We start from the raw sequence: 15,081 nt of genomic DNA on the forward strand, positions 1-15,081 counted from the left end.
GAACACGTTCTGTCATGCCGTTGTTAGGCCGGCCCGGTCATGCTGTAGCGATGTTGAGTCGGCGTCGAGGTGCTCCGGGTGCACGGACGGGCGGCGTCGCTGCCCGGAGAGGCACCGTCGGTACCCGGATCACCCTGCTCTACGTCAGCGCGTTCTTCGTGTCCGGGGTGATTCTGCTGCTGGTCGCCTTCGCCTTCTCGAGCGGCAGCCGGACATCGGTCGCCCGGCCCCCGGGCCCCGCCCCGACGGCCGGCCCCGCCGATGCCCAGCAGCAGCTCGCCGCGCTGCAGGAGCAGATGGCCGCCGAGAACGCCGATCAGGCCAGGCGGTTCGTCTGGGGCTGGGTCATCGCCCTGATCGTGATGGTGCTCCTGTCCCTGCTGATCGGCCGGTTGATGGCGGGGCACGCGATCGCGCCGCTTCGGCTGATCACCGAGGTGACCCGGCGGATCTCCGCCGACAGCCTGAACGAGCGGATCGGGATCCGCTGGCCGAACGACGAGGTGAAGGATCTCGCCGACACGATCGACGGTCTGCTGGAGCGCCTCGAGGCGTCGTTCACGGCCCAACGCCGTTTCGTCGCCAACGCCTCCCACGAGCTGCGCACGCCCCTGGCCACGATCCGGGCCAGCCTCGACGTCGCGGTGGCCAAGCCCGATCCGGCCGCCTCGACAGTGGCGCTGGCGGCGCGTCTGCGTACCCAATTGGATCGGGTTGATCATCTTCTCGACGGCCTGCTGATGCTGGCCCGCGCCCAGCACAGCCGGAGCGAGCAGACCGTGCCGGTCGACCTCGGTGAACTGGTCGACGCGGCCCTGCGCGACCGGTCCGCCGACGTCGTCGCCAAGAGCCTGACGGTGACCGTCGGCGTCGCGCCCCGGACGATGGTGCGGGGCCATCGGCCGCTGCTTTCCAGGCTGGTGGCGAACCTCGTCGACAACGCGGTGACCCACAACGAGAACACCGGCTGGGTACGGATCACCGGCGCTTCGGCCGGCGACTCGGCGGAGCTGATCGTCGAGACCGGCGGCCGTGTCTTCGACCAGGCCGAGGTCGATCGCCTGACCCAGCCTTTCGAGCGGCTCGGCGACGAACGGGTCGGCTCCTCCGGGCTGGGACTGTCCATCGTGTCCGCTGTCGTCACCGCGCACTGCGGGCGGCTCCGGCTCACCGCCCGCCCGGACGGCGGCCTGCGGGTCGCGATCGCGCTGCCGGCCCCGAGTGCGCCGGCCCCGAGTGCGCCGGCTTCGGGCCCGCCGGCCGGGACGGGGCGGGAATGAGGATCCTGGTCGTGGAGGACGACCACGCACTGTCCGAGGTGGTCGTGGAAGGGCTGACCGACGCCGGGATGGCCGTCGACGCCGCACACAGCGGGCTGACGGCCGCGGAGAAGATCGATCTCACGGATTACGACGTCGTGGTGCTCGACCGGGACCTGCCCGGCCTGCACGGGGACGTCCTCTGCCAGATGATCACCGATCGGGAGCGGCGGCCGATGGTGCTGATGCTGACCGCGGCCGGTGAACCCGGCGACCGGGTCAGCGGCCTGATCCTGGGCGCCGACGACTACCTCGCCAAACCGTTCCACTTCCCGGAGCTCATTCTCCGCGTCAGGGCGCTGGCACGGCGCAAGCCCGCCGCCCGGCCCCGCATCCTGCGCGTCGCCGGGATCGAACTCGACCCGCTGCGCCGCACGGCCCGGCGCGACGGTCGCGACCTCGGCCTGACTCTCAAGGAGTTCGCCGTGCTCGAGGCGTTGCTGCGGGCCAGTCCGGGGTTCCTCAGCGCGGAGTCGCTGCTCGACGGCGTCTGGGACGAGAACGCCGACCGGTTCACCAACACGGTGACGGTCACGGTGGGCCGGCTGCGCCGCAAACTCGGCGAGCCACCGGTCATCACCACCGCTGTCGGTGTCGGCTACCGGATCGGTTGACGCACCGAAAACCATCGACGAGGATCTGATCGACGCGCCTCGATTATGGACGTTCGGCCCATCCCGCGATCATGCGTTTGTGCGATCGGATGCGAGGAGACCGGTAACGACCGTCCATAAAGGAGGTTCCGTGCGCACACCATCCCGTGCGATGGCGGGCACCACCACAGCATTAGTCGCAGCCGTGCTGATTCTCGCCCCCTCAACCGGCGGCAGCGCGGCACCAACCAGCCCGGCCCAGGCGGCCGGAACCCCGGAAGTGCATGGCGACAGCGACCACGCCGACACCATCGACAACCGTAAGGGCCAGGTGGCGCCGACCTCGGCACAGCGCACCCGTGCCGCCAAGTCGAGCGCCTCCGCCCGGTGGAACGTCTTCGGCACCCCGGCAAGCCTCACCGCCAGCAACGCCAAGCCGCTGGCCACCGGGCTGCCGGCCGACCCCGTTGCCGCCGCCCGCGCCTACGTCGCCGGGAACCTCGAAGTCCTCGGCATCACCACGGCCGCCGCCGAGTCGCTCGAGGTGCTCACCACGCAGAAACTCGGTGAGGGCAGCATCGTCCTGCTCCGCCAGAAGTTCGGCGACCTCGAAGCCGGCCGCGACGGCCTGCTCTCGGTCGGCATCCGCGACGGCAAGGTGTGGTATGTGAGCTCCTCGCTCGCCCGCGACGCCGCCGCCCCGCAGCCCGCGACCCTGACCGCCGCCGACGCCGAGCGCATCGCGGCCGAGAACGCGGGCCTGACCAACACCACCTCACTCGGCACCAAACTCGTCGCCGTCCCGACGCCCGACCAGGGTGCCCGTGCCGCCTACCAGGTCGCCTTCGGGGCCGGCCTGACCAGCGCCGAGCCGGAGGCGTACACCACCTGGGTGGACGCCCGCGACGGCAGCGTCCTCGTCCGCGAGGACATCGTCGACCACGACTCCGACAACCCGGAGTGGGACGTCTTCCCGAACTCGCCGCGCACCGACTACTCCTCGCGCGACACCCGCAAGACGTTCTGCTGGACCTGGCAGCGCGGCTGTGACGAGGTCGTCTCCGGTCCCGCCTCCCCGCAGGCGTGGGACGTCGACCCGGCCACCGGCGCGTCCACCAACACGACCAGCGGCAACAACTCGTTCGCGGTGCACAACTGGCTGTCCAACGACCCGTTCACGGTCGGCACCGAACTGGCCACGCCCAGCCCGACCCGCGAATACACCTACCCGTGGACCAACCAGTGGTACACGTCGAAGTGCTCGCCGACCGTCTTCGACTCGCCGGCCCGCAACGACATCGACGCGGCCCGGGCCAACCTGTTCGTGCAGCACAACCGGATGCACGACTGGTCGTACCTCCTCGGCTTCACCGAGGCGACCTGGAACATGGAGAAGGACGGCAACGACCCGGAGCAGGGCAACGCGCAGGCCGGTGGCATCACCGGCGGCCCGCCGGACTTCGCGGCCCGCAACAACGCCAACCAGATCACCCCGCCCGACGGCGAGGCTCCGATCACCAACATGTACCTGTGGCAGCCGGTCGCCGGTGCTTTCTACGGCGCCTGCGCCGACGGTGACTACGACATGTCAGTCATCGGCCACGAGTACACCCACGCCATCACCAACCGCATGATCGCCGGCCCGAACGCGGGCCTCAGCTCGCCGCAGGGCATGAGCGAGAGCTGGTCCGACCTGCTGGCCGTCGAGTACCTGGCGGAGCACGGCTACGCCCCCAAGGGCGAGCGGGGCTTCACCGTCGGCGAGTACGTGACGAGCGACCCGGTCGCCGGCATCCGTAACTACAACATGAGCAACAACCGGCTCAACTACAGCTCGGTCGACTACGACTTCGTCGGGCTGCAGGTCCACGCCTCCGGTGAGGTGTGGAGCGCCACCAACTACGACATCCGTTCCGCGTTCATCAAGCGTTACGGGTACGGCTCGTCCGCGCTGCAGAAGGCCTGCGCCACCGGTAAGAAGGCGGTCACGTCGTGCCCCGGCAACCGGCGGTGGATCCAGCTGGTCTTCGACTCGTTCCTGCTGATGGCCAACAGCGCCAACAGCCAGGTCGACGCCCGTGACGCGCTGATCGGCGCCGACCTGGTCCGCTTCGGCGGCGCCAACCAGGACATCCTGTGGAACGCGTTCGCCAAGCGCGGTCTCGGCGAGGGCGCGGTCAGCAACGGGGCCGGCGACGCGAACCCGACGCCGAGCTTCAGTTCGGCGTACGCGAAGGAGGCCGCGGTCACCTTCCGCCCGGTCGACGAGAACGGCAAGGCCGTCGCCGGCGCGAAGCTGTACGTGGGTGACTACCAGGCCCGGGCCGTCGCGGTCGCCGACACCGACCCGGCAACCGCCCTGCCCGACACCGTCAACCTGGTGCCCGGCGTCTACACCTTCGTGGCGCAGGCGCCCGGACACGGACACTCCCGGGTGTCCCCGTCGTACTTCAAGTCCGGAACCAAGACGCTGACCGTCAAGCTGCCGCGCAACGTCGCCTCCGCGACCAGCGGCGCGACCGCCACCGGCGACGGCGTCAACCAGGCCCGGCTCCTCGACGACGACGAGGCCACCAACTGGGCGTCGCTGGGCAGCGCCGTCACCGGCAAGGGCGTCACGGTCGATCTGGCCGGCGACGCGCAGCGGGTCCGGCGGGTGCAGGTGAGCGCCCTGCTGCGCCCGGCCATCACGGGTGACGTGGACGCGGGCACGCAGAGCCGCTACTCGGCCCTGCGACAGTTCCGGGTCCTGGCCTGCAAGGCCACGGCGACCGTCACGTGCTCGGCCCCGGCCGACTTCAAGGCGGTCTACACCAGCCGGCCGGACGCCTTCCCGGCGGGCTCGCCGCGGCCGCGGGCGCCGCAGATGCTCGTGAAGTCCTTCGACATCCCGGACGTCACGGCCACGCACCTGCGGATCGAGGCGGTCACCAACCAGTGCACCGGCGCGCCGGACTACGCCGGTGAGCAGGATCTGGACCCGCGTGCCAACACCGACTGCACCACGGCCAGCCCGCAGGCGCTGAACGTGCGCATCGCGGAGTTCCAGGCCTTCACCCGATAGATCCACAGCGGGTGGGCGAGCCATGCGGCCCGCCCACCCGCTCTTTCGGCGGCGGCCACCAGGCCGTCCGCGTCCTTGCCGGCCGTCGCGCCGGCCTTTCGGCGGTGACGGGCTTCAGGCGGTTGGTGTTCCGCCCCGCTGCCTCGCCGGCCTTTCGGTGGTGATGGGCTTCAGGCGGTTGGTGTTCCGCCCCGCTGCCTCGCCGGCCTTTCGGTGGTGACGGTCCTCAACTGGCCGGCATCTGTTTCGCGGTTCTCGGTGAGGGTGCGTGACAACCGGGCCGCTTCGGTGACGAGGCGGCTCCGGCCGGGCCGGGCGGCGGCCGAGGTCAACTCGGGAACGTCGTCGCAGGCGCCCGATGCCGCTGCCGCCGCCTCGGCGACCAGTAGCAGGTCGGGCAGGCCCGCTGCGGCCTTCGGCGCACTGAGCAGGGCCGGCAGCATCTCCCGCAGCGTGGTCCAGACGTCGGTGGCCGCGCCCGCCGGCAACGCATGTCCGAACGCGTCGGCGACGCGTTTCAGGAACAGGGAGCCGGCCTCGAACAGCCCGGTCAGCTCACGGCCGACCAGGCAACCGTCGAGGTCACCGCGGACGGCCAGATCGACGAAGGCGTCCGCGGCTACGAGGCGGCCCTCCGGCAGGGCGTTGTTGAGCCCGTAGGCCAGGCACAGCGCCATCGCCGGGCCGAACGGACCGTCGCAGGCAGCCAGGGCCGGCAGTACGGCCAATTCCGCGGCGGAGCCCCTGACCTCGGTCCCCCCGACGAAATACGGCTGGAGGTGGGCGGCGGCGATCTCCCGGTGACTCGGCACGATCATCGGCCAGCCGGCGATCGGGCCGTACGGGAGTTCGTCGTCGACCCGCTCGCGCGCAGACTCGGCAGGCAGGTGGAGCAGCCCGGGCGGAACGGTCAGGTCGTGCTCGATCGGCTCGAACGCAACGGCACGCCGGCTGGGTCGCTCATGACAGAGGCAGGCGGTGAGGCCGTGCCGGCACCGCCCCACCATCGTGAACGTGACGATGACCGGGTCGGGGAGCCCGCCACCGTTCAGGAACGCGGCGAACGCCTTGCCTGCCGGTGAGGCGAGCCGTCCGGCCGCCGCACGCGTGGCCGGCTCGATCTCGCGCGGCAGGCGCAACAGTGCCTGCGAAAGGTCGAACGGCTCCGGCTCCCACCCCTCGCCGAGCAGCCGCAGCATGCGCGCCGGGTCGACGTGACCGTCCACCGTGGCCGGTGTGGCCAGCAGCGCCGGCGGCGGCGTCCGGCACATCTGCCGGGACAACTCGGCCATCCGCTCGACCAGCATCCAGAACGGCGGTCGTTCCCTCTGCTCCCACTTCGACGGGAACCAGGCGACGAACTCGCCGGTGACGACGGCATGCAGCAGGTTCGGGAACGGCTCCACCCTCCAGGAAAGGAGGGGTTCGAGAGCTTGCGCCAGGGCGGGCCGGTCGGCGGCCGTGAAACGGACCAGTGCGTCGAGGACCAGCTCGACACGGACCGGATCCTGCTGATCGCGTAATAGATGCCGAGCTTCGGCGACCAGCTCCGGAATGGACGCGATCGGCGCGGGCATCGGTGCGGCCGGGACGACCGCGGGCAGAACCGGCGGCGAACTCGTGCCCGCGCCGGCCGTGCCGGCCGTGTCAGCCGTGCCGGCCGTGTCAGCCGTGCCGGCCGTGTCAGCCGTGCCGGCCGTGTCAGCCGTGCCGGCCGTGTCAGCCGCGCCGGCCGCGGCGGCCTCAGTGCGGCCGAGCAGGGCGAGAACCTGGCGGCGCAGATCGCCCTGGAGGCCGTCGGTGGCCGAGGCCAGCAGCGCGGTTCCCGCCTCACCGAACGACGGCAGATACCGGGCGATCAATCCGAGGGCCCGCTCCGCCAGATCGCCGGCCGGGTTGGCCAGGCCACTCACCAGCGCCTCGAAAAGCGATGGATCGGGATCGGCGGCCAGCGTCGCGCCGAGCCAGTCGAGCTGGGCGCGGACCAGCTTCTTCTCCTTGCGGGACAGGACCGTCAGGGCCGCCTCGGCCACCGTCGGAGTTTCGAGCAGCTCGGCGTCGGCGGCGCGGCGCAGCGCCAGGAGTGCGAGCCCGGCCACCGTCGAGTCCGGACTCGACAGCATGCCGCAATACTCCCCATGGCGGGCCGCGACCTCCTCCGCCGAAGGGCTGAGCAGCCGATGCAGCACCACGAACCGGCGCAGCGGGCCAGTCCGGTCACCGGCGCGCAGGCGTAGCGCACAACCGTCGAGCAGCGCCTGCCGGTCGAGGAGCCCGTCGGCGGCGAGCCTGGCCAGCGCCTTGGTCCATTCCTCGTCGAGCTCCTGGCCGACGAGCGGGATGGTGAACACGTGCGGCAGCATCTGTTCCAGGCGCGGGTCGGCGCGCAGCAGGTCGGCGAGATCCTCGCGGTATCTGGCTTCGCCGACCGCACGCATCCAGCCGCGCACCGTCGCCTCGGTGATCGGCAGTGGCAGCTCGGCCTCGTCGAGCAGGCGGATGACCAGCGGCCACTGGGTGTCGACCTGGGCCGGCCGCAACCTGTCGGCCAGCGGACGCGCGATCGCCGGAAGCGACGGCCGGCCCGCTGCCCGCAACACCCGGACGACGCCGTCGACGGATTTCGGCAACGGTTGCAGCGGGAACCGGTCCGATCGCAGCCAGGAGACGATGTCGGCCGCGCGGGGCAGGCACGCGGCTCCGGCGATCCGCAGGGCGGCCTCGGACCTCTCCGAGAGAGCCCACTGCTGCGGGAGCATGTCCCTGCGGCCGGCGGGAAAATCCATCAGACCCATGACGACATCGGGGTTCGGCCAGCTCAGCCTGATGCCTTTGAGGTCGGTGGCCAGGGCACGGCGGGCCGGCTCGTCGGCATCCAGCAACGCGGTGACGACACGGTCGATGTCACCCGCGCGGATCCATGACTCCAACTGTGTGAAGGTCACCATGGCGGACAACCTAGCGGGGCCCTCCGACAAGAACAGGCCGCGTCTCCGGTCTCCCCGCCCGGACCGGGCGTGAATCGGCGAGCCTTTCCGGCTGGTCCGCTGAGGCCGGGAGCGCGTGTATCGCCGAGCCGTCCGGAGCCGCCTCCGGGAACGGCAATGGGGCACAGACGGCGCACGGGTGTAGAGGCCGGTTCCTTCTACCGCCGGCCGTCGTGACGTAGGTCGGTGGGCGCCGGCTGGGGTGGCGGTGAGGTAGGTCGGTGGGCGCCGGCTGGGGTGGCGGTGAGGTAGGCCGGTGGACGGCGGTGAGGTAGGTCGGTGGGCGCCGGCTGGGGCGGCGGTGAGGTAGGCCGGTGGGGGCGGGCCGTGGCGGCCGTGAGGAAGGCCGGTGGGAGCGGATCGCGGCCTACTCCGGGCGGGCCCGGTTCTCGGTCAGGGTGCGGGAGAGGCGGGCCGCTTCGGTGATAAGGCGGCTTCGGCCGGGCCGTGAGGCGACCCCGGTCAACTCCGGGATGTCGTCGGTGGCCCTGGCCGCGGCGGCTGCCGACTCGGCGACCAGCAGCAGGTCGGGTAGGCCGGTGGCGGGCTTCGAGCCGGTGAGGACGGTCGGCAGGAACTCCCGCATCGTCGCCCAGGTCTCAGCGGCCGCACCCGCCTGCGATGCCTGGCTCAGCGCGTCGGCGACGCGTTTCAGAACCAGGGAGTTGCCCCTGAACAGCGCGGCCAGCTCACGGCCCACCAGCGAACCGTCGAGAACCCCGCGGGCGGCCAGGTCGACGAAGGCGTCACTGGCGGCGAGGCGGCTCTCGGGCCGGGTGGCGGTCAGGCCGTAGGCCAGGCACAGCGCCATCGCGGGGCCGAACGGGCCGTCGCAGGCGGCCAGCGCGGGCAGCACGGCCATCTCGGCGGCGCCGCTCCTGCTCTCGGCGGCCTCGATGAGGCGCGGCTGGATGTGGGCGGCGGCAATCTCGCGATGACTGGGCAGAATCATCGGCCATCCGGCGATCGAACGCCCCAGCTGGTGGCCGTCGACGCGGTCGCGGGCGAACTCGGCGGGCTGATACAGCAGGTAGGGCTGGACGGTCAGGTTGTGCTTGATCGGCTCGAACGCGACGGTTCGCCGCCGGGGACGCTCCCGGCAGTTGCAGCCCGCCTTGACGACGTGCGGGCAGGGCCGCACGGGCGTGATCGCGACGACGTCCGGATCGGGCAGCCCTCCGCCCGCCAGGAAATCGGCGAACGCCTTCCCGGCCGGTGACTCGAGCCGGGCGGCGGAGGCCCGGATGTCCGGAGCCACCTCGCGCGGCAGACGCAGCAGAGCCTGGGACAGGTCGAACGGCTCCGGCTCCCAGTCCTCACCGAGCAGTCGCAGCACCCGGGCCGGGTCGACGTGACCGTCCACCGTGGCGGGAGTGGCCAGCAGAGCAGGCGGCGGGGTCTGGCACATCTGCCGTGCCAGCTCGGCCATCCGTTTGACCGGCATCCAGAACGGCGGGCCGGCCGTCCGCTCCCACGCCGACGGCGCCCAGGCGACGAACTCGCGGCTGACGACGGCATGCAGCAGCCCGGAGAACGGATTGCGCCAGGCCGGGACGATCGGTTCCAGAGCCCGCGCGAGAGCGGGCCGGTCGGCGGCCGTGAACCGGACCAGAGCGTCGAGGATCAACTCCACCCGGATCGGATCCTCCGCCTGATACAGCAGATGCTTGGCCTCGGCGACCAGCTCGGGGATCGAAGCGATCGGCGGCGGCATCGGCGCGGCCGGAACGACAGCCGGCAGCACGACGATCCCGGCCACCGGCGACCCGACGAACCCGGCCGCTGGCGACCCGGCCACCGGCGACCCGACGAACCCGGCCGCTGGCGACCCGGCCACCGGCGACGCGGCGGGCCCGGACGGCGGTGGCGTGGCGATCCCGGCCGTCGGCGCGGCGGAACCGGGGTCGGCGCGGGCGAGCAGCGCGGTGGCCTGCCGGCGCAGGTCGCCCTGCAGGTCGGCGGTCGCGGTGGTCAGTTGCTCGTGCCCGGTCTCACCGAACGACGACAGGTGCGCGGCGGCCAGCTTGAGGACCCGCTCGGCCAGGTCGGCGGCCGGATTGGCCAGACCGCTCAGCAGCGCCTCGAACAGCACCGGTTCGGGCTTGCGGGCCAGCGCCGCCGCGAGCCAGTCGAGCTGGGCCCGGACCAGTTTCTTCTCCTTGCGCAGCAGCAACGCCCACGCCGCCTCGGCCACGGCGTCGGCGTCCAGCAGCCCGGCGTCGTCGGCGAGACGCAGGGCCCGCAGCGCCGCGTCGGCCACCGCCGAGTCCGGAGCGGACAGCATGCCGCAATACTCCGCGCGGCGGGCCGCGGCCTCCTCAGCCGACGGGTCGAGCAGCCGGTGCAGCACCACCATCCGGCGCAGCGCGGCGGTGCGGTCACCGGCGCGCAGCCGCAGCACGCACCCGTCGAGCAGCGCCTGCCGGTCGAGCACCCCGTCGGCGGCGAGCCTGGCCAGCGCCCTGGTCCACTCGTCGTCGAGCTCCTGACCGAGCAGCGGGACGGTGAACACGTGCGGCAGCATGTGCTCCAGATGCGGGTCGGCACGCAGCAGCTCGGCGAGGTCCTTGTGATGCCGGTCGGCGCCGATGCGGCGCATCCAGCCGCGCAGTGCGGCCTCGGTGACCGGCGGTGGCAGCTCGGCCTCGGCGAGCAGCCGCTCGATCAGCGCCCACTGGTTGTCGACCTGGGTGGGCCGCATCTTCTCGGCCAGGGAGCGTGCGATCGCCGGCAGCGACGGCCGGCCCGGCGCCCGCAGCACCAAGGCGACGGCGTCGATGGCCTGCGGCATCGGTGGCCGCCAGAACCGGTCGGATCGCACCCAGGAGACGACATCGGCGGCCCGTGGCAGGCAGGCCGCGCCGGCGACGAGCCAGGCACCCTCGCGCCGCAGCACGCGACGCAGGTGTGCCGAGTAGGTGTGCATCAGGCCCGGGACGGCGTCGGGGTCGACGCTGAGAGAGTCGGCCTCCGGGTCGGACCAGTGCAGCTGGACGCTCTTGACCTGCGCCGCCAGGGCACGTCGCGACGCCTCGTCGAGACTCAGCAGACCGGTGACGACACTGTCGATGTCACCGGCGCGGATCCACGACTCCAGCTGCGGGAAGCTCACCATGGCGGACAACCTAGCGGCACCCTCCGACAAAAACTCAGGCCGCGTTCCAGGCCTTCTCGAACTCGGCGGCGCTGATCTCGTACCGCCGAAGATCGGGGTTGTAGAGGTCCCTCGGCGGGTTGAAGGGCCAGTCGTCCGGCCCGGTGCGGATCATGGTCCCGTCCGCCTCGACCGTGACCTGCCGGAGCCGGCGGCCGTCCGGCCCGAGTTCCTCGAAGTAGATCTCGTCCTCGTAGGAGGTGTCCCGGATCCAGACCCGCTCCCGCCCGGCGAGCTCGCCGAATCCGGGCAGGTCACGCTGGGCGTCGCGTTCCTCGCGGGCCTCGGCGAGCCCGGGCGGCATCACCGGGTCGTCGATGTTGACCTCATCGAGGTTCCCGTCGGCGAAACGGGCCAGGTTCTTGGGGTCGTCGACCACCTCCACCTCGGCGAACGTCTCCATGATCTCCCGCTCGGAGCGGGCGTGGATCCACCACCACAGGCCACCCATGCCGTAGTCGTGCAACACCAGAAACCGCTGGAGAGTCAAGATCAGGACCTTTCGTGGGTACGCGGAGAGCCCGAACCCTAACCGCAGACCGCGAGCCGTACCTGAGGCGAATCCGGCCGAGCCGTCTGATGGCAGCGGGCTTCTCAGGCCGGGTTGCGGGCTGTTCCGGTGCCGGGGTGCGGTGTGGCGGAGGGCTGGTGCTGCGGCTCGCGGCCCGATACCGCCACCCTCCGGTGCTGGACGATCGACTACTGCCGTTTCTCGGGTCGGGCTCCGGGATATGGCTGCCTCCGGCGCCGGGAAGGGTTCGCCGGCCACGGCCAGGCGATCAACAGCTACCCGGCGCCGCGGCTGGCGGGGCTGGGCCCTAACCACGAAGGCTCCAGCCGGGTCCGAGGCATGTCGTCCGAGCGTCCCGAGGCCCGCTTCAGGTACGACTGAGAGCGCCGGCCGTGCCTGAGGCAGGGAATACGGGCGCTCGAGGTCGCGAATGCGGTCTGGCTACGGCCGGCGGGCTTCGGTTGCCTAGTATCGCCGGTCGTGGATGATCGCCGGTTCAGATGGGCGCTGGGTGTGTTCGGCGGGCTGCTGGCCGTGACCTGGTGGCGGCCGCCGTTCCCGGCCGAGCAGGCCATGCACCACTCGCTCACGGTGGCCGGCCTCGTGGTGCTCATCCTGGTGCACCGGCGCCGGCGGCTGCCGTTCTCCTCGTACGCGCTGATCCTGATCTTTCTGGGGTTGCACTCGGTGGCGGCCCGGTGGATGTACTCGTTCGTGCCCTACGACGACTGGACGCGGGCGCTGTTCGGGACGTCGCTGTCGGAGGCCGCCGGATGGGAGCGGAACCACTTCGATCGGCTGGTCCACCTTGCCTACGGGTTGTGTTTCGGACCGGTCGTCCTGGGGTTCCTGCGTGGCCGATGGGCGCCGTTGATCGCCGTCGAGGTGGTGCTGTCGACCAGCGCGCTCTACGAACTGTTCGAGTGGGGGATTGCTCTGACGCTCGCTCCCGCGGACGCTGAGGCCTACAACGGCCAGCAGGGCGACATGTGGGATGCGCACAAGGACATGGCGCTGGCCACCGCCGGTGCCGTGCTGGGCGTGCTGGTCACCCGGTGGTGGCAACGCCGAGCGGATCTTGCATCGGTCTGCTCCGATGAGGCGAGTAGCAAACCTGCGGGATAGCTGTCACCGTATCGGGGGGAACGTGACGGATCGTCGTACTTTGATGCGAGCCGGAGGCCTGCTGGCCACCGGTATGGCGGTGGCGACGGCCACCGCGGGCCCGGCCCGGGCCGCCTCGCCCACCGCCGGCATGCCGCTGCTCAGCTGGCATGCGGCCCTGGCCAACCGCCGCTGGGCACCGGCCGTCGTGGCCGTCCTGGGTTCGTCGAGCAGCGAGGGCGTGGGCGCCACCGGCCCGGGCCGGGGCTACGTGCCGGTGCTTGCCGAGAACCTCCGTGACGGATTCCCGGTCTCCGGAGCGGGAGCCGGTGGCGGGGACAACTACGTCGCGGCGTGGGGCACCCCCCGCTGGTGGCCGGTGACGATGCGCGGCGACGGGGTCCGGTCGAAGACGGCGGGCTGGGGCCTGAAGGCGGTCGACCTGGTCGCGGCCGGGCAGAGTCTCACCCTCACCTTCACCGGCACCAGCGTGCGCGTCTGGTACTCGGCCGTCCCGGCCGGCGGCACGTTCTCGGTGGCCATCGACGGGGCGCCGGCGGGAGCCGCGGTCGACACGGCGGGCGCGGGTGACGCCGCGACGTGGCGGTCCGGTCTGCTGGCGCCCGGACGGCACACGATCGTGGTCACCGGCGAGGGCGGCGGGACGGTGCGGGTGCACGGGTTCGCCGTGTTCGACGGCGACGAGGAGCGCGGTGTCCAGGTCTACAACGGCGGGCACGGCGGCCGGACCAGCGGTGACTTCGTCAAGGGCGCCACGGCCTGGGCGCCGAGACTGCGCTCGATGCAGCCGCACCTGGTGATCCTGCAGCTGGGCGTCAACGACTGGCGGATCGGCGTGCCGGCCGCGGCGCTGAAAAAGAACCTTCAGAAGATCATTGCGACGGTACGGGCGAGCACGGCCACCGAGCCGTCGTTCGTGGTCTACGGTCCGCCCCGGGTCGGCGCGGACCGCCGGGTGCAGGACTTCGCGCACTACACCGAGGCGTGGCGGGAGGTCGCGGCCGAGGACACCGGCGGGCCGGGCGGCGGCAGCGGGGTGGCCTGGTTCGACCTGGCGGCACGTCAGCTGTCTCCGTCGTCGGACAACCGGCTCGGCCTGTACTGCGACGACCTGGTGCACATGACGGACCGGGGCGCGGCCTTCACCGCCGACGCCCTCACGGCGCTGATCCGTCCGTAGTCAGAGCATGGGCAGCGGGCCGTTCGGGCGGACCCGGGCGTTCTGGTCGTCGATGACGACCGCCTGGGCAAGGTCGCGGCTCGACCGGCTGCTGCCCGACGTGGACGTCGAGCGCTCGCGGCCGGCGTCCGGCTCAGGTGTCGAGACCCAGCTCGCTGAGGATCTGGGTGACCCGGCCGTCCTGCCGGCGGAGGAAGGCGCCGAAGTCCGTGCCGGGCAGGTAGGCGTCGGACCAGCGGAAACCGGCCATGGCCTGCTGCCACGTCGCTGACGCGCGCAGCCCGGCGACGGTGTCGTCGAGAGCCCGCAGCTGAGTCTCGTCGAGACCGGGCGGGGCGACCAGCCCCCGCCAGTTCGCGAACACCACGTCGAGGCCCGCCTCCCGCAGGGTGGGGGCCTCGACGCCGCGGCTGCGCTCGCTGCCGGTCGTCGCCAGCACGCGCAGCTGGCCCGAGTCGATCTGGCCGGCGAACTCGCCCAGACTGGACACCGCGGCGGCGACCCGCTTGGAGAGCACGGCGGCCAGCAGCACACCGCCGCCGTCGAACTCGGCGTAACGGGCCGACCGGGGCGTCACCCCGGCCGCCTCGGCGATCAGCATGGCGGCCAGGTGGTCCGGCCCGCCCGGTGCCGAGCCGCCGCCGACGGCCAGCCCGTCCGGGTCGGCCCGCCACGCCCGGACCAGGTCGTCCAGGTCCCGCAGCGGCGAGTCGCCGGTGACGACCAGAACCTCCGGCTCCTCGATGAGGCGGGCGACCGGGGTGACGGCGTCGAGCGTCACCGGGACCGGCGAGGTGTGCTGCGCCCCGACCAGGCCGAGGCCCATGAGCATCATGAGGTCGCCGTTGCCGCGTTCGTAGACCAGCCGCCGGAGCCCGACCGTGCCGCCGCCACCGGCCAGGTTGAACACCTCCACCCCGGAACGGACGTGGTCGACGTCCAGAGCGGTGGCGACGGTCCGGGCCGTGATGTCATAGCCACTGCCCGGCGCGTTCGGCACCATGAGCCGCAGCGCCGGGTCGGTGCGGGCCGAACAACCGCCGGCCGAACAGCCGCCGGCCAGGACGGCCAGCGGGGCGGCGAGCAGCGTACGGCGGCGCACCCGACCAAGATAGCGTCGGAGACGGTCGACCGGACGCGGGCAGGAG

General features: G+C 72.1%; 9 protein-coding genes. 5 read left to right on the forward strand and 4 right to left on the reverse strand.

Annotation, left to right across the window (positions count from 1 at the left end; translation table 11 throughout):
- Window positions 1-50: 50 nt before the first annotated feature.
- From CLV67_RS44520 to CLV67_RS44530, 3 genes are all read left to right on the forward strand, one after another.
- A complete protein-coding gene (locus CLV67_RS44520) occupies window positions 51-1,280 on the forward strand; it encodes a sensor histidine kinase (protein ID WP_106329891.1) in 1,230 nt (409 codons plus the stop codon).
- Window positions 1,277-1,933 carry a response regulator transcription factor gene (locus CLV67_RS44525; protein WP_106329893.1) on the forward strand — a complete coding sequence of 219 codons (657 nt, stop codon included), beginning with the start codon at window positions 1,277-1,279 and terminating at the stop codon, window positions 1,931-1,933. Before CLV67_RS44520 ends, CLV67_RS44525 begins: the two co-directional genes overlap by 4 nt.
- A gap of 130 nt (window positions 1,934-2,063) precedes the next feature.
- Window positions 2,064-4,976: a M36 family metallopeptidase gene (locus tag CLV67_RS44530; protein WP_106329894.1), complete on the forward strand. Its 2,913-nt coding sequence runs from the start codon at window positions 2,064-2,066 to the stop codon at window positions 4,974-4,976.
- A 170-nt stretch (window positions 4,977-5,146) separates the two neighbouring features.
- Here CLV67_RS44530 and CLV67_RS44535 read toward each other — a convergent pair whose 3' ends face one another.
- From CLV67_RS44535 to CLV67_RS44545, 3 genes are all read right to left on the reverse strand, one after another.
- Window positions 5,147-7,924 carry a DUF6493 family protein gene (locus CLV67_RS44535; RefSeq protein WP_106329896.1) on the reverse strand — a complete coding sequence of 926 codons (2,778 nt, stop codon included), beginning with the start codon at window positions 7,922-7,924 and terminating at the stop codon, window positions 5,147-5,149.
- Window positions 7,925-8,330: 406 nt separating this feature from the next.
- Window positions 8,331-11,078, reverse strand: coding sequence for a DUF7825 domain-containing protein (locus CLV67_RS44540; RefSeq protein ID WP_106329898.1), 2,748 nt, complete (start codon window positions 11,076-11,078; stop codon window positions 8,331-8,333).
- A 34-nt stretch (window positions 11,079-11,112) separates the two neighbouring features.
- Window positions 11,113-11,607: a hypothetical protein gene (locus CLV67_RS44545; RefSeq protein ID WP_239166872.1), complete on the reverse strand. Its 495-nt coding sequence runs from the start codon at window positions 11,605-11,607 to the stop codon at window positions 11,113-11,115.
- A gap of 501 nt (window positions 11,608-12,108) precedes the next feature.
- On the opposite strand from CLV67_RS44545, the gene CLV67_RS44550 reads away from it, so the two are divergent.
- Together CLV67_RS44550 and CLV67_RS44555 are read left to right on the forward strand one after the other, a co-directional pair.
- On the forward strand, window positions 12,109-12,753 hold the full coding sequence (locus CLV67_RS44550) for a DUF2238 domain-containing protein (protein WP_239166873.1): 645 nt from the start codon (window positions 12,109-12,111) through the stop codon (window positions 12,751-12,753).
- A 43-nt stretch (window positions 12,754-12,796) separates the two neighbouring features.
- Window positions 12,797-13,933 carry an SGNH/GDSL hydrolase family protein gene (locus CLV67_RS44555; protein ID WP_170154239.1) on the forward strand — a complete coding sequence of 379 codons (1,137 nt, stop codon included), beginning with the start codon at window positions 12,797-12,799 and terminating at the stop codon, window positions 13,931-13,933.
- Between the two features lie 133 nt (window positions 13,934-14,066).
- Here the strand turns inward: CLV67_RS44555 and CLV67_RS44560 are convergent, their stop codons facing one another.
- Window positions 14,067-15,035, reverse strand: a complete 969-nt coding sequence (locus CLV67_RS44560; protein WP_106329902.1) for a Bug family tripartite tricarboxylate transporter substrate binding protein — start codon at window positions 15,033-15,035, stop codon at window positions 14,067-14,069.
- Window positions 15,036-15,081: the final 46 nt, after the last annotated feature.

Origin of the sequence: Actinoplanes italicus (genome assembly GCF_003001815.1) — a bacterium.
GTDB lineage: Bacteria > Actinomycetota > Actinomycetes > Mycobacteriales > Micromonosporaceae > Actinoplanes > Actinoplanes italicus.